This window comes from Neomoorella sulfitireducens (assembly GCF_024733845.1).
GTDB classification, from domain to species: domain Bacteria; phylum Bacillota; class DSM-521; order Neomoorellales; family Neomoorellaceae; genus Neomoorella; species Neomoorella sulfitireducens.
In genome coordinates this window covers 405,256-426,998 of the sequence record NZ_JANRHG010000001.1, presented here as the reverse complement: position 1 = coordinate 426,998, position 21,743 = coordinate 405,256, and the positions used below count along the sequence as shown (strand labels likewise).

Annotated in this window: 17 protein-coding genes; 13 read left to right on the top strand and 4 right to left on the bottom strand. The window is 58.0% G+C overall.

Going from position 1 to position 21,743, the window contains the following annotated elements; genetic code table 11:
- Nucleotides 1–530 precede the first annotated feature (530 nt).
- From NWF31_RS01965 to NWF31_RS14720, 5 genes are all read left to right on the top strand, one after another.
- Entirely contained in the window at nt 531–2,651 is a 2,121-nt protein-coding gene (locus NWF31_RS01965; RefSeq protein WP_258358814.1) for a copper amine oxidase N-terminal domain-containing protein, read from the top strand.
- Between the two features lie 144 nt (nt 2,652–2,795).
- Nucleotides 2,796–3,854 (top strand): TolC family protein, encoded by a 1,059-nt coding sequence (locus tag NWF31_RS01960; RefSeq protein ID WP_258358813.1) that lies wholly within the window; start codon nt 2,796–2,798, stop codon nt 3,852–3,854.
- 241 nt (nt 3,855–4,095) lie between these two features.
- On the top strand, nt 4,096–4,440 hold the full coding sequence (locus NWF31_RS01955) for a nucleotidyltransferase family protein (RefSeq protein ID WP_258358812.1): 345 nt from the start codon (nt 4,096–4,098) through the stop codon (nt 4,438–4,440).
- The gene (locus NWF31_RS01950) at nt 4,437–4,604 is read left to right on the top strand and encodes a hypothetical protein (RefSeq protein WP_258358811.1); all 168 of its coding nucleotides are present in this window, start codon (nt 4,437–4,439) and stop codon (nt 4,602–4,604) included. The genes NWF31_RS01955 and NWF31_RS01950 overlap by 4 nt, the downstream gene beginning before the upstream one ends.
- Nucleotides 4,532–4,966, top strand: a complete 435-nt coding sequence (locus NWF31_RS14720) for a ribonuclease toxin HepT-like protein (protein WP_340674339.1) — start codon at nt 4,532–4,534, stop codon at nt 4,964–4,966. The genes NWF31_RS01950 and NWF31_RS14720 overlap by 73 nt, the downstream gene beginning before the upstream one ends.
- A gap of 105 nt (nt 4,967–5,071) precedes the next feature.
- On the opposite strand, the gene NWF31_RS01940 is transcribed toward NWF31_RS14720, so the two are convergent.
- Entirely contained in the window at nt 5,072–6,088 is a 1,017-nt protein-coding gene (locus NWF31_RS01940) for an RpnC/YadD family protein (RefSeq protein ID WP_258358809.1), read from the bottom strand.
- A 121-nt stretch (nt 6,089–6,209) separates the two neighbouring features.
- A complete protein-coding gene (locus NWF31_RS01935) occupies nt 6,210–7,655 on the bottom strand; it encodes an ATP-binding protein (protein ID WP_258358808.1) in 1,446 nt (481 codons plus the stop codon).
- A 289-nt stretch (nt 7,656–7,944) separates the two neighbouring features.
- Here NWF31_RS01935 and NWF31_RS01930 point away from each other — a divergent pair, with 289 nt between their 5' ends.
- Nucleotides 7,945–9,636, top strand: coding sequence for an FAD-dependent oxidoreductase (locus tag NWF31_RS01930; RefSeq protein WP_258358807.1), 1,692 nt, complete (start codon nt 7,945–7,947; stop codon nt 9,634–9,636).
- Nucleotides 9,637–9,733: 97 nt separating this feature from the next.
- On the opposite strand, the gene NWF31_RS01925 is transcribed toward NWF31_RS01930, so the two are convergent.
- Nucleotides 9,734–10,054: a nucleotidyltransferase family protein gene (locus NWF31_RS01925; RefSeq protein ID WP_258358806.1), complete on the bottom strand. Its 321-nt coding sequence runs from the start codon at nt 10,052–10,054 to the stop codon at nt 9,734–9,736.
- A gap of 140 nt (nt 10,055–10,194) precedes the next feature.
- Here NWF31_RS01925 and NWF31_RS01920 point away from each other — a divergent pair, with 140 nt between their 5' ends.
- The 5 genes from NWF31_RS01920 to fdhF all read left to right on the top strand — a co-directional run bounded on the left by NWF31_RS01920 (nt 10,195) and on the right by fdhF (nt 17,797).
- Complete coding sequence (locus tag NWF31_RS01920; protein ID WP_258358805.1) at nt 10,195–11,343, top strand: S41 family peptidase; 1,149 nt, start codon at nt 10,195–10,197, stop codon at nt 11,341–11,343.
- Between the two features lie 140 nt (nt 11,344–11,483).
- Nucleotides 11,484–12,539 carry an alpha-hydroxy-acid oxidizing protein gene (locus NWF31_RS01915; RefSeq protein WP_258358804.1) on the top strand — a complete coding sequence of 352 codons (1,056 nt, stop codon included), beginning with the start codon at nt 11,484–11,486 and terminating at the stop codon, nt 12,537–12,539.
- 118 nt (nt 12,540–12,657) lie between these two features.
- A complete protein-coding gene (nuoE, locus tag NWF31_RS01910) occupies nt 12,658–13,137 on the top strand; it encodes an NADH-quinone oxidoreductase subunit NuoE (RefSeq protein WP_258358803.1) in 480 nt (159 codons plus the stop codon).
- 78 nt (nt 13,138–13,215) lie between these two features.
- The gene (nuoF, locus tag NWF31_RS01905) at nt 13,216–15,069 is read left to right on the top strand and encodes an NADH-quinone oxidoreductase subunit NuoF (RefSeq protein ID WP_277998710.1); all 1,854 of its coding nucleotides are present in this window, start codon (nt 13,216–13,218) and stop codon (nt 15,067–15,069) included.
- 31 nt (nt 15,070–15,100) lie between these two features.
- Nucleotides 15,101–17,797 (top strand): formate dehydrogenase subunit alpha, encoded by a 2,697-nt coding sequence (fdhF, locus tag NWF31_RS01900; protein WP_258358802.1) that lies wholly within the window; start codon nt 15,101–15,103, stop codon nt 17,795–17,797.
- Between the two features lie 140 nt (nt 17,798–17,937).
- Here fdhF and NWF31_RS01895 read toward each other — a convergent pair whose 3' ends face one another.
- Nucleotides 17,938–19,857 carry a sigma 54-interacting transcriptional regulator gene (locus tag NWF31_RS01895; protein WP_258358801.1) on the bottom strand — a complete coding sequence of 640 codons (1,920 nt, stop codon included), beginning with the start codon at nt 19,855–19,857 and terminating at the stop codon, nt 17,938–17,940.
- 411 nt (nt 19,858–20,268) lie between these two features.
- Here NWF31_RS01895 and NWF31_RS01890 point away from each other — a divergent pair, with 411 nt between their 5' ends.
- Both NWF31_RS01890 and NWF31_RS01885 read left to right on the top strand, forming a co-directional pair.
- Nucleotides 20,269–20,562, top strand: coding sequence for a 4Fe-4S binding protein (locus NWF31_RS01890; RefSeq protein ID WP_258358800.1), 294 nt, complete (start codon nt 20,269–20,271; stop codon nt 20,560–20,562).
- Between the two features lie 17 nt (nt 20,563–20,579).
- A complete protein-coding gene (locus NWF31_RS01885) occupies nt 20,580–21,740 on the top strand; it encodes a transketolase C-terminal domain-containing protein (protein WP_258358799.1) in 1,161 nt (386 codons plus the stop codon).
- The last annotated feature ends 3 nt before the right edge of the window (nt 21,741–21,743 follow it).

Genomic DNA, 21,743 nt, shown 5'->3' with positions numbered 1-21,743 from the left:
CCCGGATTCCCCGGACACTTTTTAGACAAAAAATAAGGACAAAAAGTTCCCGTTTCCGTCACGGTACGGTAAGAAAAAATTTGCGGCCAACGAAACATATATGCAAGGGCATACTATGGAGCCGCCTGCATGTTGTCCTTACTTTAATTACGCTGCAACCATAGTATATCGTAGCACCGTTCGCACCGCAACCTGGCAGAAGCTGTAATTTAGCCTTCCCGTCCCCGTTCCTGCAAAAAAAGCCGCGCAAAAATTTCTCTACCCGGGAACTTTTCACAGCCTTCCGGTGTCTAACTAATTGGCTGGTTGAGGAAAAGCCGTCCAAACCAGCAGGAAAAATGGGCGGCAGCGTAGAATATTCCTCACCTGATGAAGTTTACCCCTTACGCAGCAATCGTTGTAGAACTACGCCGCAGCAACAACCGCGAAAATGCAAGTAAAGGAGGGATACCCGGGAAAAAGGCCTCCCGTGCCGGAAGAAAACGAGTTACCACCCTGCATAAAGGCATAAATTCAAGGAGGGAAAATAGTTGTTAAAGGCTCGTAAAAGCAAAAAATGGATAAGCATACTGGTAACCCTGGTATTCTTATTTAGCCTGCTGCCTATTGGAGCAGCATTTGCTGAAGAAGAAGTTAAAGTAACATATACAACAGCAACGGTGTCAGAAGATGTGTACCAGACGCTGGGTTATGTAAAGTTTGATATGGAAGATTGGGCTTCAATTAGCGCGGTTTATATTACAGTTGAATTACCTTCGGGAGTAGTATTTACTAAAGGTACGGTAAATAATGTTGCTGACTTTTTCCCAAATAATACAGCATCATTTCTTAGCGGGACTGAGGCTGACGATGGTTTTACGGCAGTAGTCACTCCAGGTAATAACGATATAGTCTTAGCATTCAATCAAGGTGACGGCCAGGTTACTGTAAAAGAAAGTGCCGCTGATGATATTGTAGTAAAAGTAACGGCAAAAGCCTTGAGCGTATATGGCGGCACCGCGTGGAATGTAGATGAGGAATACGTGCTTGGCCGTAAAGGCGATGCAAAGGTTACCGTTACAGCTGGCACCCCTGAAACAATAAAATTCGGGACACAAAAATCTATTGCAAAAATTACCTTGACCGAGAATCAAAAAGGTGCCTTGAAACAGGACGACATAATTGAATTGGAGTTGCCTTCTGATTTATTTGCATGGGTACAAAGCGATGTAAATATTAAAAAAGGACCGTACGGTCTTAATGCTAGTGTAGTGGGTATTGTTGATGAAACATTAAAGCTCAAAATAACTGGTACTTCAAATCCATTTGCTGACAAACTTGAGATTGAAGCCAAGATAACAGTTCTGCCCGGTGCTCCCGAGGGAGAAGTGGAAGTGGCAGTTTCTTCACCAACCAATGACGATGTTGAAGAAAAATCGGTAGTGGTAGCAATAATAGGAGATAGCGATGTAACAATTACTGCTGATGAGGACACTGGCAGTGACCTTTATTTGGCCAGCGAGGATGTTACCCTGTATGACATTACTTTAGAAAGCTCAGGTACCTTCTCTAATGGTACTGACATTATTATAACCCTACCTGAAGGCATTGAATTCGACGCTGATATGGATCAAAGCGGTGCCTGGAGCGAACCAAATGGAATAACTAACCGAGGGATATTTGATGACAAACAAAAGCTGTGGCTTGAAGTTACTGGGACGTTAGATGACAACGATAAAATTGAATTGAAAGGCATAAAAGTCAATGTACTTCCCAATGCTGAACTTGGTGACGTAATAGTTGAATTTAGCGGAGACGTTGAAGGTACAGTTGTAGCAGGAGAAGTAATAAGCCGGGTCGATGTATCTGCAACAACAGTTGATGTGACTGTTGGCCTCGATAGAGAAGCGGGTATTATTACTCTGGTGGAAACAGGGAAGAAAGCTTTATCCAATAACCAAAATATATGGATTAAGCTCCCCAATGGCGTCGAGTTCAACGGTACCCCCAAGGTAGAGGTAGATGGCAAAGATATTAAAGCGTCCGACAAAAATACTACTGATGATGATGTATTTGAGTTTACTCTTAGTAACTTAACGGATACTAAAATCAATACCATTGTAATTTCTGATATAAGTCTTGACCTTGATAGCCGCGTTAATTATGGTGACATTACTGTAAAAATTGGCGGCAACGCACTGAACAAGATGGATCTTTCTGGTGCATATAAAGATGAAGCAGATGATGAGCTATATAAAGTAGCTATCGCCAAAGTCGTTTCCGCCACCGCTCGCACCGCCACCTTCGTCCTTGGCAGCAGCTCCTACACGGTCAACGGCACCAGCTATGCCATGGACGTGGCCGCTTATGCGAAGAACGGCCGGACCTACCTGCCCGTCCGCTATGTGGCCTACGCTCTTGGCGTGGACGCCGAGAACATCTTCTATGATGAGGCCACCAAGACCGTGACCCTGCTGAAGGGCACCACCGCCGTCCAGTTGACCATCGGCAGCAACGTGCTGAAGATCAACGGTATCAGCCTCACTATGGACGTAGCTCCCGAGGTTGAAAGCGGCCGCACCATGCTGCCCTTCCGGTTCATCGCCCAGGCCCTTGGCGCCAGCGTCAGCTATGACGATGCCACCAAGACCGTGACCATGAACCTGGAATAGAATAGTAAATTTCCTGCTGGGCCCGGGCTAACCCCCGGGCCCAGTTAATTTTTAGCTTATTCTTAGCTTATTTTTATTGACAGGGCGTGCCGTGATAATTTAGACTAAAAATGCAGTTTGAACTATAGGACGGGAAGTGGGACAATGCGCCGGACGCCGGTAATGTTGCTGTTAATTTTTATCTTTCTTTTAGCTGCAGCGGTACCTGCCCGGGCGGGAGATAACGAAAGCCTGGAGCTCACCCTGGACGACGCGGTGAAGAAAGCCCTTCTTAGAAGTGAAAGCCTGAAAATAAGCGTGTTGCAGCTGCAGCAGAGCGAGGATGCGAAAGACAGCGCCGCCTACGCCCTGGTAAGGTTCAACTCTAATTGGGCTGTAGAATATACCCCGGGTGTGGAACAATATTACGTTAACAGGGAGCAGGCCAGTCTTAATTATGAAATAGCAAAGAAAAAATACGCGGCGGCGGCGGACGGTGTGGTCCTGGCCGTCCACAAGGCCTATTATAATGTCTTGAAGCAGGAAGGACAGGTAAAGCTGGCTGAGCTTGCCGTGGCCAGCGATGAGCAGAAGTTAAATAACGGCCGCCTGAGCTTCGACCTTGGCCTCATCAGCAGGCAGGCGCTAAAGGGGCTGGAGCTGCAGCTTGCTTCCAGCAGGGCCGCCCTTACTGCAGCCCGAGACAGTCTGGACAAAGCCTACATCGACCTCAACCTGCTTGTCGGACTGCCTGAGAGCGTACGGCCTTCTCTGGTGAGCACGGTGGAGTTTAGCCCCTATGCAGGCGACCTGGCAGTACAGCAGGGTTTGGCCCTGGAGGAGAGCCCGACCGTGGTGGCGGCGGTAGAAGGGGCGCGCCTGCAAGAGGATCTAGAAGGCTGGAGCAATGACATCAGTGATGAAGATATAGAGATAGCAAAACTACAGGCCAGCTCGGTTAAAAAGCAGGTAAAAGAAGCGGTGCGCACTCTCTACAACTCCGTAAAGGCTTATGAAGAAAATTACAGCACCGTGCAGGGCAACGTAAGCCTCGCGGAAGAAAACTTGCGGGTGACACAGCTTAAATACGAGCTGGGCATGGCGACAAAAAACGAAGTCCTGGAGGCCGAAAAGAGCCTGGCCGATGCCCGGCAGAAGCTTCTGCAGCTGGTCCTCGACCACGCCTACTACAAGCTGGCCCTGGAGAAGCCGTGGGCAATGTAGTAATGACGGGCAGACAGGAGACTCGAATAATACCAGGTAGCGGTACTGGAGGATTGATATATAAGCTGATTAACATCCCCGCCTTGTGCAGGCGGGGATTATTTTAAGCCTTGCCCAGGGTTGCCGTAAGATTATCGGGAGATAGTCACGTGGTATATCGGCGGCACTGCCCGGTGACCGACCGCAACCAGAAGGCCTGCCCGATTTATGGATCTTTAAGGAACTCTCGGGAGAGGATGTCATGACAGAAGAATTTGCCCGCATAAAGCGGCTTCTTGACATGAAACGACAGGAAGAGCTGGATAAGCGCCGGGCCCTGGCCTGGCAGAAGGCCCGGCAGGTGGCTTCCTTCCTGCGGGACACTTACGGCGTGCAGGAATTTTTCCTCTACGGTTCCCTGGCCCGGGGCGATTTCCGGGAAGGGTCCGATATTGATCTCTTTATCAAGGGCTTTACAGGGCCCTACTGGCAGATGCTGGCCCGGGCCGGGCGCCTGGCCGCGCCTTTTGAGATTAGTATTGTGTGCGAGGAGGACGCCCTGCCGTCTTTACTGGAAGAAGTCTCCCGGGAAGGAGTGAAAATTTGATCCCTGAGAAATACCTCCTGCTGGAAGCCCGCATTAATAAAGAAGTGGCCAACCTGGAAAAGCTGGAAAGAGAACTGGCGCGGCACAATTTATTCCCCCAGGATTCAGGCCGATTCCCTGGGGGGGGTTCAGCCTTGGCGATGAAGCCTCCCTGCGGGTTATAGGTTCTATTCTACATGATTATTATACGGCTATAGAAAAGATTTTTAGAATTATAGCACGGGATATTGATTGCTCAGTACTTGACGATGAGCAGTGGCATAAAGAGTTACTGGACCAAATGACCCTGGAAGTGCCGGGCTTACGCCCGGCGTTGCTGGACAATGATACGGCCCGGAAACTGGATGAACTCCGGGCCTTCAGGCATGATTTCCGCAATATTTATGGTTTTAACCTGGACCCGGCAAAGATTCGCCAGCTCCTGGAAGGATTGCCGGAACTGGCTTCAAGTTTTAAAAAGGACCTTTATTTTTTCACCCTGAAAATGCGCCGTTTTCTCGGCCTCGACAGCAGTAGCGAGGGATAAGGGGGTAGAAATGTCGTAAGCGTAAAGCAACCTCCACCTCAGGTGCAAGGTGGGGGTTATTTTACGCTTACAAAAAGAAGTGCGCCGGTAATGCTGCAACAAACTTTATGTGGAAGAAGAAACATTCGCTTTTTCCAACGCCTGCGCGATGACAGCCTGGGCTTCTTCTTTGGTAGCTGCCTGGAAAAGGCGAACCAGCATGGCATCAAGGAGTTCCAGGTTGTTAATCTCCCTCACTTTTGCCAGCCATTCAGGAGCAAGGGGAGCATATTTTATTTTTAGATAGGTGCAAATGGCATCCTGGGCCTTTTCGATTTTACCTTCCCGGGCGCCTTCCGCCCGGCCTTTGGCCAGGCCCTCAATTTTGGCCTGCTCGGACCATTCCTTGAGCCATTCCTGCATTATGGGTGATTTATTAAAGATTTCTTTCATCCTCTGCCTTTCTTCAGGCGAATACATTATCTGCTGCACCTCCTCCATTTCTTCGGGCAATACCAGCTCATTCTCAATGGTGAATTCCGCCAGGTCCTTCCTGTAAGGGTTAGACGGATCCTGGAGGAACTTTTTTAGCAAAAGAACGGTGGCCTGCGTCTCTTTACGCCGCTGCCCGGTTATAAAGGGAGCAAAGGGATAAAGGACTTCCGGGTCCTCCAGCTCGTTGATGACCACCACCTGCACGACAAACATTTCGCCTTTAACCTGATAAATTCCGGCCGCCGGGACGCCTGCCTGTACCTTGAGCTGCCTGGCATTGAGCATCTCCATCATAGCGCGGGGGTGACTGCTGCTGACCAGAGTGAGGGTAAAGTCATCCAGCAGCAGCGCTTCAGGGTGCTCGATTACTTTATACAGCCGTACCAGGGCCAGGCCTTTGTCAAAGTCGTTAGCTTCGAGGTAATCTACAGGCGACTTAAACTCAAAGAGGTTATACCTGCGGAACACCCTCGCTACTGGATGGTTGAGGGCAATGTCGGCCTTCTTCTTAATAATGATTACATCAACGTCCAACGGCCGGGAGGAAAGGGCTACTTCCGCCTGGATTTCCACCTGGCCCGGCGGGGCGTCAACCAACGCCTCCTTTAAAGCTGTCACAAAGACCGGGTGCCATTGCTTGTTGGGCAATTCTCCACTCCCTCTCGCTGGAAATATTATATCACAGCAGCCCGGATAAAGTAAGGTTTCGGGTTTGCCGTTTTTGTGGATGCAGGCTTGCCCCACGGGTTGCAAGGCGGGCTGGTAAGCATTATCCCAGTTCCCCCCGGAGGTAGTCCACGAACTGCCGGGCGGTGCGGCCGGACGCGCCGTTCTGGTAGAGGGCCCACTGCAGGGCGCGGCGGCGCAGTTCGGCTGGTTCCATTGTTAGGCCGGCTTTACGGGCCAGCTCGCTGACGATGGCCAGGTACTGCTCCTGGTCCGGGCTGGGGAAGATGACCGTCAGGCCGAAGCGCTCCGCCAGGGAGAGCTTCTCCTGGACGGTGTCCTGCAGGCGCACTTCGCCGGTAGCATTCGACGCGCGGTCGGCGAAGAATTCTTTCACCAGGTGGCGGCGGTTGGAGGTAGCGTAGACCAGGACGTTGGCCGGCCGCACCTGGAGGCTTCCTTCCAGCAGGCCCTTTAGTTCCTTATATTCCACCTCGTCCTCTTCAAAGGAAAGGTCGTCGATAAAGATGATAAACTTCTGCGGCCGGGGGGCGAGGATTTTTAGTATCTCCTGGTAGTCGCTTAAGAATCTTTTGGGCAGCTCCACAAGCCTGAGGCCCCGGGAACCGTAAGCGTGCAGGAGGGCCTTGACCGTCGATGACTTGCCGGTACCCCGGGCGCCGTAGAGGAGGATGTTGACAGCCGGGAGCCCCTTGAGGAACTTCTCGGTGTTGCGGACGACTTCGCCCCGCTCGGCCTCATACCCTACAAGGTCGGAAAGCCTGATGGGGTCGGGGTGTTCGATTCCAGCAAGCCTCCCTCCCGCCGGGCCGCGTTCCCAGCGGAAGGCCCAGTACGTGCTGAAGACGCCCGTACCCCAGGTACGGTGGTAGCCGGCCAGGAGCTCTATGCCTTCCTCTCCCCAGTCACCGGTTTCCAGAAGTTTTTTCTTGAGTTCCAGGCGGGGCGCCTGCGGCGGCGGGAGGGGCCCGCCAGCTTTAAAGGGCCGGAGGCCGTTCCAGTCGGGGACGGGAAGGGGACATTCCAGCAGGGCCAGGGCGGCCCTGTAGGCGGCCGGGGCAAGGCCGGCCAGGGCCTGGAGGTTGCGCAGGTCCTGCCGGGCGGCGTCTTTAAGGGCTGGCCCCGTGCTATCCCACCCCTGCTGCCCGGCCTTGAGGGTGAAGGTATTTTCCGCTTCGAGAATGCGGTCGAGGAGGTAGCTCTGCCAGGGGTCGCCGGCATAGGGCCCCTGGTAAAGCTCGGTGTGCCCCGCCAGCAGCCGGAAAAAGCGGCGGCAGGCGGCGGCCAGCTCCCCGCCGGGCGCCGCTTTGTCGCTCACGGCAACAGCGCCCGGGACGCTACCGGAGCCTGTCACTGCCCGGCCAGCGGCGACGGCCATGCCGGCCGTTTTCGCGTCCTTGTCACTTTCGCCAAGCAGGCGGCAGATTTCAAGGAAGGCGGCGACGACGGGGTCGCGGGTTAAATCATGGTAGATAAGCAGGTCGCTGTTCTGGTGGTAGATTTGCTGGAAGGTATTTGGAGCAAACATATGCCGGAGAACCTCCTGAGAGCGGGTAACTAAATCACTCATAAAAAAATTACACTACAATTTCCGGCTTAAAGCAAGGATTTTTTGCGATCAGGAATTTTTCGCATGATGGCTTTCTTATAATTCCGGGGAGAGTATTTCTTATTTTATTGCTTAAAGTGGTTAATTCCAGTAAAATTAGGGTCACAAGGAATGCGGGTCCCTGCTGGGCCCCGGTTTAAAGAAAAAATCCAGTGGGAATAAGCTGATGGCCAAACGGTTGCTGTTACTTTTGGCAGGGTTATTTTTTATGTTTACTTTATCCGGGGCCGGGAGCCGCCCGCCGGTCTGGCCCCTGGCGGCGCCCTATACGCGGGCGGATGTCGTCGTCTACGGCGGCGGCCTTGCGGGCTGCGCCGCGGCCTGGAAGGCCGCGGTCGCGGCGCCGGGCCGGACGGTGGCCCTGGTGGTCCCCTACCCCGAACGCGAGTACGGCGGCCTGGCCACGGTGGGCGGGCAGAACTTCTGGGACGTGCGCTACTGGTCCCGGGACGGACGGCTGGTCCAGGGGGGGTCTTTCGCCCACTGGTTTGATGCCGTGGGACCCTTTTACCGCCCGGACGACCTGGCGGCCCAGATTGCCGCCGATCTGGGGCGATTGCCTAACCTTAAAACATACTGGGCCATGGATATAACCGCCGTGCGGAAGGACGGGCGCGGGCGCCTTAAAGAGATGAGCCTGCGGGGGCTGGAGCGGGATGCCGGCGGGACGGTCGTTTGGGGTGAGGAGCGCCTGGTACTGGCAGCGGCCGTTTTTATCGACGCCTCGGAAGACGGCAGGCTCAGCCGCCTGGGCCGTGCCGGCATAACGGTGGGCCGGCAGGATTGGCCGGAGGAATTTCTGGCGGCGGATTTTGTTCATTTTAAGGATAGGGCCGGCGGCCCTGATGATGATTATGTCCCGGTGCTGCGCCCGCGCCAGCAGGCGTCCACCCTGATGTTCAAGGTGCGCGGGGTGCGGCCCGGCCAGTACGGCGATATGGTTTTCCGCCGGGAAAGGGGCACCTGGGGTGCCTACGGCGGCAGGGAAGTTTACATAAACGACCCGGTGGTTACCGGCTTTAACGATGAGTACGGCCCCCGCGGCTTTGCTTTAAAGCCCCTCAATGCCGTCCAGGACGGTCAGGGCAGCCCGGAGTGGTGGGTCAACGCCCTGCTTATCTTTAACGTCGACGGCCGCGCCAATGGCCGCGACCTCCGGAGCGATACCTGTCCCCGCGACATGGCGCCGGGGGCCCTGGACACGGATACGGCCTGGCAAAGGGCCCGGGAGATGCTGGTAAACCCCGATTTTATTCAGGCCCTGCGCCGCTTCGACGGCTTCCACAATGCGGAACTGGTGCTGGATGAGGAGGGCCGGCCCGTTACCGGCGGGATGCTTTACCTGCGGGAAACGGTTCATACCGTCGTGGACCCACGGCTGGCAGGGCCGGGGACGGAAGACGGCAATTACGCCCTGACCACCACGGCCACCCACCTTGCCGGCCCCGGGCCGGCCGACGGCCATGACCTGGGGAATTATGTCAACCGTATCGGCCTGGGGTTTTACTGGCAGGACATCAATGCCTATCACTTCGAAGATTTAAAAGGCGAAGACGGCCGCTACCGCTGGCCGGTGACGCCTTTCCTGCGGCCCGACTATCCCCACACCGCCCCGGGCCCGGAGGGATGGCCCCGGAACCCGGTTTATATCCCCTTTAACACCCTTTTCAGCCGCCCGGTGCCCAATTTGCTCATCCCCGGTTACGCGGCCGGCATTTCTTCCCTGGCCTGGGCGGAACTGCGGGTGCTGCCCAACCAGTGCGTCCTGGGGGACGCCGCCGGGGTGGCGGCGGCCTACGCCGTGGAGATGGGGCGCGATCCCGGTACTTTTACCGCCGCCGACGTGGCGGCCGTCCGGGACATCCTGGTGCAGCGCTTCGGCGCCCGGGTAGAGAAGTAATTTACTCAGCAAAACCTTTTTCAATCAGGTAGCCCTGGACGGCCCGGATATACTTTTAGCCGGTATTCAATCAAGCTGCGTTTGTGCTTGTTTTCTTTCATACCTTAATCCCTTCATTTTTTATAGAACGGTAGAGGTAGGAATGGGCAAAATGCCCGTTTTGTACTTCATTACGGGTAACTGCCAGGGGCACGATGACGACATTGTTTTCAAACCCGACTTCCCATGCTACATCACTTATCAAACGTCTTTGTTGCCGGGAGAGGGCTCCGGTTTCCAGGTAAAGGTCGAGGTCTGATTCTGGAGTGGCTTGCCCGCGCGCGCGAGATCCGAACAACCTTACTTCATATATGGGGATTTTACCGGTAAGACGTTTTTTTACTTCTCTGGCAATAGCAAGGTCTTTATCAGCCATCATTTTTTTCACCTGCCATTAGCTCTCGCCATTATACTAGCATTATCTGGCAGAAAAATCAACGGGAGCCGGGGGGCGGCAGGAAATGGCCCCTCTGGTAACGAATCGTTAATAATCATCAAACTGGAGAGGGGAAGGGATTTATGGTGCCGAAGACGCGGCGGCGTGTATTTTTCCTGGCTTTCTTTTTTGCCTTTTTCCTGGGCCGCCTGGCTGCGGCGGGGGCCGCGACGCCGGGCTGGTCCCTCCTGGACGAGGTGTATGACCTGGCGGAAAAAAATTACCCCGGTTTTCTGGACCGCGAGGCCCTGGAGGCCGGGGCAGTCCGGGGCCTGGTGGATTCCCTGGGCGACCCTTACGGTGAATACATAGCACCGGGAGATTTACCCTTTTTTACTTCTTCATTGAATGAAGAATATACGGGTGTGGGGGTTGTCTTTCAGGAAGTCGAAGGGCAGATAGTGCTTAAAGAGATAGTGCCCGGTTCGCCGGCGGCCCGCGCGGGGGTCAAGCCCGGGTCGGTGCTGGTGGCCGTGGACGGCCGTCCGGTTACGGGCCTATCCCTGGAGGAGATAGGCCGGCTGCTGGAGGGAACGGCGGGGACCTATGTGGAGATGACGGTTACCCTCCCCGGCAGTTCCGCGCGCCGGAGCTATTACCTGCGCCGGGAGGTAATCCGGCCGCCGGTGACCGGCGTTCACCTGTTTGCCGGGCAGGTGGGCTATCTTTACCTGCGTTCCTTCCCTTACTGGGCGCCTGAAGAGATGGAGGCGGCATTGGCATGGCTGGAAGACCGGGGTGCGCGGGGCCTGATTCTGGACCTCCGGGGCAATCCGGGCGGCTACCTGGATGCCGCCCTGGAGACGGCGTCCCTGTTTTTGCTACCCGGCAAACCTGTAGTACAGCTGCTGGGCCGGGATAATAAGGTTACCCTTCTCCAATCCCGGGGACCGGGACAGGACCTCCCCGTGGTGATCCTGGTGGACCGGGACACGGCCAGCGCGGCGGAGGTCCTGGCCGGGGCCCTGCAGGCCAATCACGCCGCCCTCCTCATCGGCACCCGGACCTACGGCAAGGGGGCCGTCCAGACCATTTTTAATCTAAGCAACGGCGGCGCTTTAAAATTAACGACGGCGTATTTCCTGACCCCCGGCGGCCGGGCTATCGACGGGGAAGGTTTAAAGCCCGACATCGAGGTGGCCGGCCGGCAGGAGCAACTGGACCGCGCCCTGCAGGTCCTCAGGGCGCAAATCGCCCCTTCCTTGGTGGCGGCCGTTCCGGCCGGCAAGTAATCTACCGCTCCCGGCTTTTTTCCGGCAACCAGGTAATACTTGCCGCACCGGCGGCTTTATGGAACTCCGGGTCGCCGGTTACTATTTGACTTCCGGTCTGCACGCCCGGCAAGATATATGTGATAAGGGGGAATCTGGTTATGGCGGCAACACTTGCCTCTATCCGCGAACGGGCCAGGATGCTTTTAGAAGGCATCTGCCGCGTCTGCCCGGCCTGCGACGGGCGGCGCTGCCCTACCGGCGTGCCGGGAATGGGAGGCATCGGCACCGGGGCGGCGTTTCGCAATAATATTGCCGCCCTGGCGGCCTGGCAGGTCAACATGCGCGTTCTCCACGATCACAAGGATCAGGTCCTGGGTTTAAGGCTTTTCGGCCGGAAGCTGGCCTTTCCCATCCTGGGGGCGGCCGTTGCCGGGGCCAGGGTCAACTTCCAGGGCCGCCTTGGTGAAGAAGAACTGGCCCGGGCCTTCGTCCTGGGGGCTGCCGAGGCCGGCAGCCTTTCCTTCACCGGCGACGGTCCCCTGCCGGAGTTAATGGACGCCGGGCTGGGCGCCATTAAGGCTGCCGGGGGCCGTGGGATACCGGTCATCAAACCGCGGGAGGATGCCGAAATAGTGAGCCTCATCCGCCGGGCCGAGGACGCCGGCGCCGTGGCCGTGGGGATCGACGTGGACGCTGCCGGGCTGGTGAACATGACCGGCGCCGGCCAGCTGGTGGAACCAAAAACGGTGGAGCAGATTGCCCGGATCGCGGCGGCGACCCCCCTGCCCCTGGTTTTAAAGGGCGTCATGACGGTGGCCGACGCGGAAGCCGCCGTAGCCGGCGGGGCTGCGGCCATTGTCGTTTCCAACCACGGCGGCCGTGCCCTGGACCATACGCCGGGGACGGCGGCGGTGCTGCCGGAGATTGCCGCGGCGGTGAGCGATAGAATAATCGTTCTCGCCGACGGCGGCGTGCGTTCGGGCGTAGACGTCCTGAAGATGCTGGCCCTGGGGGCCCGGGCGGTCCTGGTAGGACGGCCCCTGGCCATTGCTGCCATCGGCGGCGGTGCCGCCGGCGTGCGGCTGCAGCTGGAGGCCCTGGCCGACGACCTGGCCGTGGCCATGCGCCTCACCGGCTGCGGCGATTTAGGGGATATAGGACCGGAACTGCTGCGCTCCGGGGGAAAATCTTGCTGCCCGGGCGTTCAAAATTAAATATGCAAAATAGTAAAATTTAGAGACAAAAAACTTACTGGCCGGTGCGTAGATTTAGTGCTATAATAACACTAAATTGGCAGCAAGCAAGCGTCTACAGGGGGTTGATGGGCATTTTATGGATGCAAGCGGCAATAATGATATGAACATTAAGGCAAAAGCCCTGGCGGATGTCCTGGAACGCTATGGCGGGACCAAAGGCGCCTTGATCCCGATCCTCCAGGAAGCCCAGGAAATTTACGGCTACCTGCCGCGCGAAATCATGCAGGAGATTGCTAAAAAACTGAAAATCCCCTTCAGCCAGGTTTACGGGGTGGCCACTTTTTATACCCAGTTTCATTTAAAACCCCGCGGCCAGAACATCATCCGTATCTGCCAGGGTACGGCCTGCCACGTCCGGGGTGGGGCCCGGTTGCTGGAAGCAATTTCTAAAGCCCTGGGTATCGGCAAAAATGAAACCACCGCCGACGGCCGCTTTACCCTGGAAACGGTGGCCTGCCTGGGTTCCTGCGGCCTGGCGCCGGTGATGATGATTAACGAGGAGACATACGGGCGGCTTACTCCCGAGAAAATCCCGGCCATCCTGGAGAAATATTAGCCGTACCATGCTGGATCCGGGGATAATTACGGCCGGGGAAATAAAGGGAGTCTGATTACAGGCGGGGGTGAAACCGAATTGCTTGATCTTAAGGAATGGCGGGATAGTTTACAGGGGCGGCTGCGCCCGGGGGACAGGCCGTCCCTGACGGTGGGCATGAGCACCTGCGGCCAGGCAGCCGGGGGAGCCAGGGTAATGGCGGCCCTGGAAGAGGAAGCAGGCAGGCTCGGCCTGCAGGTAGACATAAACCAGACGAGCTGCATCGGCATGTGTTACGCCGAGCCGGTCGTGGAAGTAGCCCTGCCGGGGAAACCGCGGGTGTTTTACGGCCATGTAACCCCGGAGCGGGTCCCTGTTTTAATTGAAAAGCATGTGGTGCAGGGGGAACCCGTCAGGGAGTGGGCCCTGGTCCAGGTGGAAGACGGGACGGTTCCCTATGACGGCATCCCGGTGATGGGGACCAGCCCCTATTACGGCTGCCAGGTGCGGGTGGTGACTTCCCGCCTGGGTTTAACGGACCCGGAAAGCCTGGACGCCTATGTGGCCACCGGCGGCTATGAGGCCCTGGAAAAGGTCTTGCGCCGGATGACCCCGGAAGAGGTTATCGAAGAAATCAAGGCTTCGGGCCTGCGCGGCCGGGGCGGGGCCGGTTTTCCCACGGGCTTGAAGTGGAGCTTTACCCGGCAGGCCCCGGGGGATAAAAAATATGTGGTCTGCAACGCCGACGAGGGCGACCCCGGTGCCTTCATGGACCGCAGCGTCCTGGAAGGGGATCCCTTCACCGTTATTGAGGGCATGACCATCGCCGCCTACGCCGTAGGTGCCGATGAAGGCTATATTTACTGCCGCGCCGAGTACCCTTTAGCCATCAAGCGCCTGAAAACGGCCATCGCCGCGGCGGAGGAAAAGGGGCTGCTGGGCCGGGACATCCTGGGAACGGGCTTTAATTTCGAACTGCACATCAAGGCCGGGGCCGGCGCCTTTGTCTGCGGCGAGGAGACGGCTTTACTGGCGTCTATCGAAGGCCGGCGGGGTATGCCGCGGGTGCGGCCGCCCTTCCCGGCGCAGCAGGGGCTGTGGGGCAAGCCTACCAATATCAATAATGTCGAAACCTACGCCAACGTCCCCTTTATCATCAAAAACGGCGGCCGGTGGTTTGCCGCCATGGGCACGGAAAAAAGCAAGGGGACCAAGGTCTTCTGCCTGACGGGCAAGATCAAGAACACCGGCCTCATCGAGGTGCCCATGGGCATTACCCTGCGGGAAATTATCTTTGATATTGCCGGCGGTATCCAGGACGACAAACAATTCAAGGCCGTGCAGATCGGCGGGCCCTCCGGGGGATGCCTGCCTGAGGACAAGCTGGACCTGCCGGTTGACTACGATTCCCTCACGGCCGCAGGGGCCATCATGGGTTCCGGCGGCATGGTGGTCATGGACGAGAACACCTGCATGGTGGATGTGGCCCGCTTTTTCCTGAACTTTACCCAGGCGGAGTCCTGCGGCAAGTGTACTCCCTGCCGCGAGGGTACGAAAAGGATGCTGGAGATCCTCACCCGCATCTGTGAGGGCGAGGGCAGGATGGAGGACCTGGATACCCTGGAAGCCCTGGCGCGGGTGGTCAAAAACACGGCCCTGTGCGGCCTGGGCCAGACCTGCCCCAACCCCGTCCTCTCCACCCTCCATTACTTCCGCCACGAGTATGAGGCCCACATTAAGGATAAGCGCTGCCCGGCCCATGTATGCCAGGCCCTCCTGGTCTACACCATTGACGCTGAAAAATGCACCGGCTGCGGTGCCTGTGCCCGGGCCTGCCCGTCCGGGGCCATCAGTGGCGAGAAAAAGCAGCCGCATCGCATTGACCCTGCCCTGTGCATCAAATGCGGCAGCTGCATGGAAAAGTGCAAGTTCGGGGCCATATCCAGGCTCTAGGCATTCCCACTTCTATTTAGGGGGGAAACAAATGGCTGACGTCACCCTGACCATAGATGGCAAGCAAATAACCGTTCCGGCCGGGACAACGGTCCTGCAGGCCGCCCGGGATAACGGTATCTTTATTCCTACCCTCTGCCACGACGAGAAGCTCTCGCCCTGGGGAGGCTGCCGGCTGTGCGTGGTGGAAATCGAGGGCATGCGCGGCCTGCCGGCTTCCTGCGTAACCGCCGTGGGTGAAGGCATGGTGGTGCGGACGGCCTCCCCGGCTGTAATTGAAGCCCGCAAAATGATGCTGGAACTGCTGCTGGCCAACCATCCCCGGGACTGCCTCACCTGCAGCAAGAGCGGTGCCTGCAGCCTGCAGGATTACGCCTACTACTACGGCGTAAGGGGCGACAGATTCCAGGGGGAAAAACACGACTATCCCCTGGAGGAGGACAACCCCTTCATCGTCCGGGATATGAACAAGTGCATCCTGTGCGGCAAGTGCATCCGCGTTTGCGCGGAAGTCCAGGTAAACAACGTAATCGACTTTGCCCACCGCGGCTTCAACACCAGGGTAACCCCGGCCATGGACCTGACCTTAAGGGAATCGGAGGAGTGCGTCTTCTGCGGCAATTGCGTCCAGGTGTGCCCGGTGGGGGCCCTGGCGGAGAAGGCAAGTTTATGGCAGGGCCGCGAGTGGGAGCTGGACAAAGTGCGCACCACCTGCACCTTCTGCGGCGTGGGCTGCAACCTGGAGGTCAGCGTCAAGGACGACCGGGTGGTGCGCGTCCGCGGCTATGACAACCCCCTGGTCAACGGCGGCTGGCTCTGCGTCAAGGGCCGTTTCGGCGCCGACTTTGCCGACAGCCCGGACCGCATTACCCGGCCCCTCATCCGCGCGGGCGAGCGGGGCGAGGGCCGTTTCCGGGAAGCCACCTGGGACGAGGCCCTGGAATTTACCGCCCGGCGCCTGCAGGAAATTAAAGAGCAATACGGCAGCCGGGCCGTCGCCGCCTTAAGTTCGGCCCGCTGTACCAACGAAGAAAACTACCTGATGCAGAAGTTCATGCGCGCGGTGATCGGCACCAACAACGTCGATCACTGCGCCCGGACCTGACACGCTCCTACCGTGGCCGGTCTGGCCATAGCATTCGGTAGCGGCGCCATGACGAATTCCATCGCCGAAATCGAGCATAACGACGTCCTGCTCATTATCGGTTCCAACACCACCGAAGCCCACCCGGTCATCGGCCAGAAGATGAAGCAGGCCGCCCGGCGGGGGGCGAAATTGATTGTCGTTGACCCGCGCCGGATCGAGCTGGTGGAGCACGCCCACCTGTGGCTGCCCATCAGGCCCGGGACCAACGTGGCTTTGATTAACGGCCTGATGCACGTCATTATTAATGAAGGCCTGGTGGACGAGGTGTTTGTTGCGGAACGGACGGAAGGTTTTGAGAACCTCCGGGCCGTGGTCCAGAACTACCCGCCGGAGCGGGTAGAAACGATTACCGGCGTGCCGGCGGAAAAGATCTACGCTGCGGCGCGGCTTTACGCTACTACCGAAAGGGCGGGGATCTTCTACACTTTAGGGATAACCGAGCATACCAGCGGCACCAGCAATGTCATGAACCTGGCCAACCTGGCCATGATCACCGGCCATGTGGGCAAGGAGTTCAGCGGCGTCAATCCCCTGCGCGGCCAGAACAACGTCCAGGGGGCCTGCGACATGGGCGCCCTGCCCGACGTCTTCCCCGGCTACCAGAAGGTGGCCAATCCGGAGGTAAGGGAGCGTTTTGCCGCCGCCTGGAACTGCCAGCTGGACAGCACCCCGGGCCTCCGCATCCCGGAGATGATCGACCTGGCGGCCGAAGGGTATATCAAAGCCATGTATATCATGGGCGAGGACCCGGCCCTGACAGACCCGGACATCACCCACGTGCGCAGGGCCCTGGCCAACCTGGACTTCCTGGTGGTGCAGGATCTTTTTATCAGCGAGACGGCGAAGTTTGCCGACGTCATCCTGCCCGGCGCCAGTTTCCTGGAGAAGGACGGCACCTTTACCAGCACCGAGCGCCGGGTGCAGCGGGTGCGCCGGGCGCTTAAACCCAGGGGCGAATCCCGGCCCGACTGGCAGATCATCTGCGACCTGGCGACGCGGATGGGTTATCCCATGCACTACGACTCTCCGGAACAAATTTTTGCCGAGATGGCCGGCCTCACCCCCAGCTACGCCGGCATAAGCTACGCCCGCCTGGAGGGCGACGGCCTGCAGTGGCCCTGCCCGGCGCCCGATCATCCGGGGACGAAGTTCCTCCATGCCGGCAGGTTCCCGCGGGGTAAAGGCCTGCTCCAGGGCATCGAGTACCAGCCGCCGGCCGAGCTGACGGACGAGGAATACCCCATACTCCTCACCACAGGCCGCATGTTGTACCATTACGGCATTACCACCCGCCATTCGCCGTCCCTGGAAAGCTACCGGCCGGAAGAGTACGCGGAGATCAATCCCGCCCAGGCGGCGGAGTTGGGAGTGCAGACGGGAGATAAGGTCACGGTCGTTTCCCGCCGCGGCCGCCTGGTGACGAAGGTGCGGGTCACGGACCGGGTGCCGCCGGGGATCATGTTCATGACCTATCACTATAAAGAGTCGCCGGTGAATATCCTGACCAACGCCGCCTTTGACCCCATCGCCAAGACGGCGGAATACAAGGTGGCTGCGGTACGGTTGGAGCCGGCGGGCTGATTATGCCGGCAGTAGCGTTGGAGATAGCCGGACAAAAAAAGGGGGATCATCAACCGGGTGATCCCCCTTTTTTAGTATTCGAAATCGCCTCTGGGTCCGAACGCAAGTATATGGACTTCCCGCCCCTCCCCGGTCAATACTTACGCGCCTTTATCTTCCCCTTTCAGCTTGCGCCACAGGGTGGTGCGGCTGACGCCCAGGCGGCGGGCGGCTTCGGCCTTGTTGCCCCCCGTTTCGGCCAGGACACGCATAATCAGGCCGCGCTCCAGGATGTTTACCTGGCCGGCCAATTTTTCTCCCGGCCCTTCTCCCGGCGGGCCTTCGCCGGACAGGCCGATTTCCGGTGCCGCCGCCAGCCCCAGGGCCTGGCGCACATCGGCGGCGCTGACGGTGGTATCCTGACAGCGTAGGGCCAACCGCTCCATACAGTTGCGCAATTCCCGGATGTTACCCGGCCACCGGTACCGGAGGAGTTCCCCGGCCGCTTCCGGGGTTAAGCTCCCTGCCGGGCGTTTAAGCTGGCGGCAAAATTCCTGGAGGAAGTGTTCGGCCAGGAGGAGCACGTCGGCCCCGCGCTCCCGCAGGGGCGGGATTTCCAGGTTGAGGACATTGATACGGAAGTAGAGATCTTCGCGGAAGGCCTGTTCCCTGACCATCTGGGCAAGGTTGCGGTGGGTGGCCGCGATAACCCTTACGTTGACGGGGATGATGCGGTCGTCCCCCAGGCGCATAATTTCCCCTTCTTCCAGTACCCGCAGCACCCGGGCCTGCAGGCGAGGCGACATCTCCCCGATCTCATCCAGGAAGATGGTCCCCTCGTGGGCCAGTTCAAAAAGGCCCGGTTTGCCTCCTTTACGGGCGCCGGTAAAGGCCCCCTCGGCATAGCCGAAAAGCTCGCTTTCCAGGAGGTTTTCCGGCAGGGCGGCACAGTTGACGGCGACAAAGGGGCCGTCCCGCCGGGGGCCGGCCAGGTGGATGGCATGGGCGAACATTTCCTTGCCGGAACCTGTCTCGCCGTGGATAAGGACTGTAGATTGGACGGCGGCGTATTCCCGGGCCAGGCGCACGGCTTCCTTCAAGGCCGGGCTTTCGCCGAGAATATCGGCAAAGGTATACTTGGCCACGTGGCCGCGCCCGGCCAGGCGGCGCCGGACCTTATGCTCCAGGCTTTGCAGGCTGGAGATGTTCTGGAATGTGGTCACTACACCTACGGTACGGCCGTCAACGATGATGGGCACGCGGTTGGCTACTACCCTGCTGTTGCCGATGTCCAGCAGCTCACCGAGTTCCGGTTTTCCTGTTTTTAACAAAATATGACATTGGGCGGCGGGGATGACCTCCGTCACCGGGCGGCCGATAGCATCTTCGGCGCGCCAGCCGGAGAGTTTTTCCGCCACCGGGTTGAAGACGGTGATGCGGCCTTCTTCATCCAGGGCGATAATGCCGTCGTAGGCAAAGTCCAGGATGGCCTTGAGTTGCTCGGAACGGCGTTTTTCCTGGTGACGGACCTGTAAAACCCTCTGGGCCTCTTTGAGGGCCTGGTAGACCGCTTCTTTGCCGGAAGTGATTATGACGCTGTTTAAGCCGAAGTTGCGCGCCTCGCGGGCCATGGCAATCTTGCCTATTATTACTTCGGCGCCGGCCTCCTTCAGGGCCAGGATGCCCTGCCGGATGTCATCATGCTGGTTTTTCAGGGTGTACTTGAGAAAAGTTTCTCCCAAAATTGTCTCCAGGCTTTCCAGTCCCTGGATAACATCGGGAACGTCGGCTATGCCGATGGGGCCGCCGAACTGCTTGGCCTGGTAATAGGCGCGTAAAATGTCGTAGCCGCCGATAGGGACATCAACCACAGGCAAGTCTACGGCCTGCTGGATAAGCCAGGCCGTAACGCCGCGGCTGACTATGACCTGGCAGCCGTTTTTTGCCAGTTCACAGGCCAGGCTGGCCCCTTCCTGTACCCGGGCGACGTGAATGGTCAGGTCCTGCCCCAGTTCAACGCTAACCTGGCGGGCGATATGGGCCAGGTCTTCATAGGGTGCAATAAAGGCAATTTCCGCCACGTACTCGTTCCTCCTGCGCCGGTTACGGCATAACGTTGCAAATAAGAAACATTTAAAACAGAAATTAATGTTACATTCGACGTTCAAGATGTTTTTCCTGCCTGGCATCAAGGTTTTATCCGGCCGGACGGGGACGGATGTCAAAAAAGACAGATGGTTGTTAGGAAGAGTCGCCTGTTAAACGTCAAGCTGAAACATATACGGGCGTTGCACCGGGGGTATAATAGTTAAAAAACTGAAACACAAGGAACTGCGGCCGGTTGTTGTTGCCGGCTTTAAACTTTTTCAGAAGCGTTAAACGGCAGGAGACATAGGGCGGTAATATTTTCCAGGCCTATTTGACCGGTTGCTGGCATGAATTTTGCAATTATAATTTTATGTCTGTTGTCACAGCGGAGGAGGCGAAATAAAGTGGCGGTAAAAGAGCTGCCGGTAGTACCTTCGGCCAGGCCGGGTACCATGGCCGCCGGGGCGGCCATGGAGCGTATACGCGAGCGGCGGCCGGTGTTTGAAAAACAGAAATGCAATCTCTGCCGCGAGTGCCTTTTCTACTGCCCGGACGCGGCCCTGGCGGTAGATCAAGGTGAAGTGCGGGTCGATTTACGTTTTTGCAAAGGTTGCGGCATCTGCGCCGTCGAGTGCCCCGTCCGGGCAATTACCATGGTACCGGAATATGCCGGCAACCGGGGCTTTATTGAGAAGTAAGCAGGGAGTGAAGGGAAATGCGCCTGTTATTAAACGGCAACGAAGCGGCCGCCCACGCCGCCCGCCTGGCGCGGGTAGAAGTCCTGGCTTCCTATCCCATTACGCCGGCGGCGCCGGTCATGGAAAAGATAACCCAGTTCATAGCTGAAGGCAGTATGAAATGTAATTTTGTGCGGGTGGAATCAGACCACAGTGCTATGGCTGCGGCCCTGGGAGCGGCCATGGCCGGGGCCAGGTCTTTCCTTATTACCAACTCCCAGGGACTGGCCTACATGAGCGAGGTCCTCTACCATACTTCCGGGCTCCGCCAGCCGGTAGTCATGGCCGTCGTCAACCGGGCCCTGGCGGCACCCCACAGCCGCTTTCCCGAGCACGGCGACGTGGTGGCCCAGGAGACGTGCGGGTGGGTCCAGCTATTCTGCGAAAACAACCAGGAAGTCCTGGATAGCCTCATCCAGGCTTTCCGCCTGGGGGAAGACGAGGGCGTGCGCCTGCCGGTAATGGTCAATTATGAGGGTTATATCCAGTCCCATACCCGGGAAACGGTAGACGTGCCGGAACAAGAAGCAATAGATAACTTCCTGCCCCTGGTGCGGCGGCCGGTACTGGATGTAAATAATCCCCTGGCGGTCAACACCGTTACCGGCCCGGAACTGTATATGGACTATAAATACCACCAGGACGCCGCCCTGCAGCATGCAGGCGAGGTACTCGAGGAAGTCAGCGGGGCTTATGCCCGCATAACGGGCCGCGACTGGGGCGGCGCCGTGTCAGGCTACCGCCTGGAGGATGCCGATATAGTCCTGGTGGCCATGGGCTCCCTGGTCAGCACGGCCAGGTTGGCTGTCGACGATTTGAGGGCGGCGGGGGAAAAAGCGGGACTGCTGAAAATCCGCCTCTTCCGGCCTTTCCCGGCGGCGGCAGTACGGGAGAGTTTGCAGGCAGCCCGGGCGATAATAGCCCTGGACAAAAATATTGTCTATGGCGCTGGTGGTGCTCTGGCCCGGGAACTGCGGGCCGGCCTGTACGGCTTTCCGGCCGCGCCGGTTTACAGTTATATCCTGGGCCTCGGGGGCCGGGATGTAGGCGTGGAAGACCTGGCCGGCATTTACCGGCAGGTAAGCGAGCAACTGGGTTCCGGGACGGCCCCGGCACCCTATCAATGGTACGGCTTGTAGAGC

Coding starts and splice junctions, on each gene's coding strand:
- nuoE (WP_258358803.1), top strand. CDS start 12,658: ATGGATGCAAGCGGCAATAATGATATGAACATTAAGGCAAAAGCCCTG.
- NWF31_RS01885 (WP_258358799.1), top strand. CDS start 20,580: ATGCGCCTGTTATTAAACGGCAACGAAGCGGCCGCCCACGCCGCCCGC.
- NWF31_RS01930 (WP_258358807.1), top strand. CDS start 7,945: ATGTTTACTTTATCCGGGGCCGGGAGCCGCCCGCCGGTCTGGCCCCTG.
- NWF31_RS01925 (WP_258358806.1), bottom strand. CDS start 10,054: ATGATGGCTGATAAAGACCTTGCTATTGCCAGAGAAGTAAAAAAACGT.
- NWF31_RS01960 (WP_258358813.1), top strand. CDS start 2,796: ATGCGCCGGACGCCGGTAATGTTGCTGTTAATTTTTATCTTTCTTTTA.
- NWF31_RS01955 (WP_258358812.1), top strand. CDS start 4,096: ATGACAGAAGAATTTGCCCGCATAAAGCGGCTTCTTGACATGAAACGA.
- NWF31_RS01915 (WP_258358804.1), top strand. CDS start 11,484: ATGGCGGCAACACTTGCCTCTATCCGCGAACGGGCCAGGATGCTTTTA.
- NWF31_RS01920 (WP_258358805.1), top strand. CDS start 10,195: ATGGTGCCGAAGACGCGGCGGCGTGTATTTTTCCTGGCTTTCTTTTTT.
- NWF31_RS01935 (WP_258358808.1), bottom strand. CDS start 7,655: ATGTTTGCTCCAAATACCTTCCAGCAAATCTACCACCAGAACAGCGAC.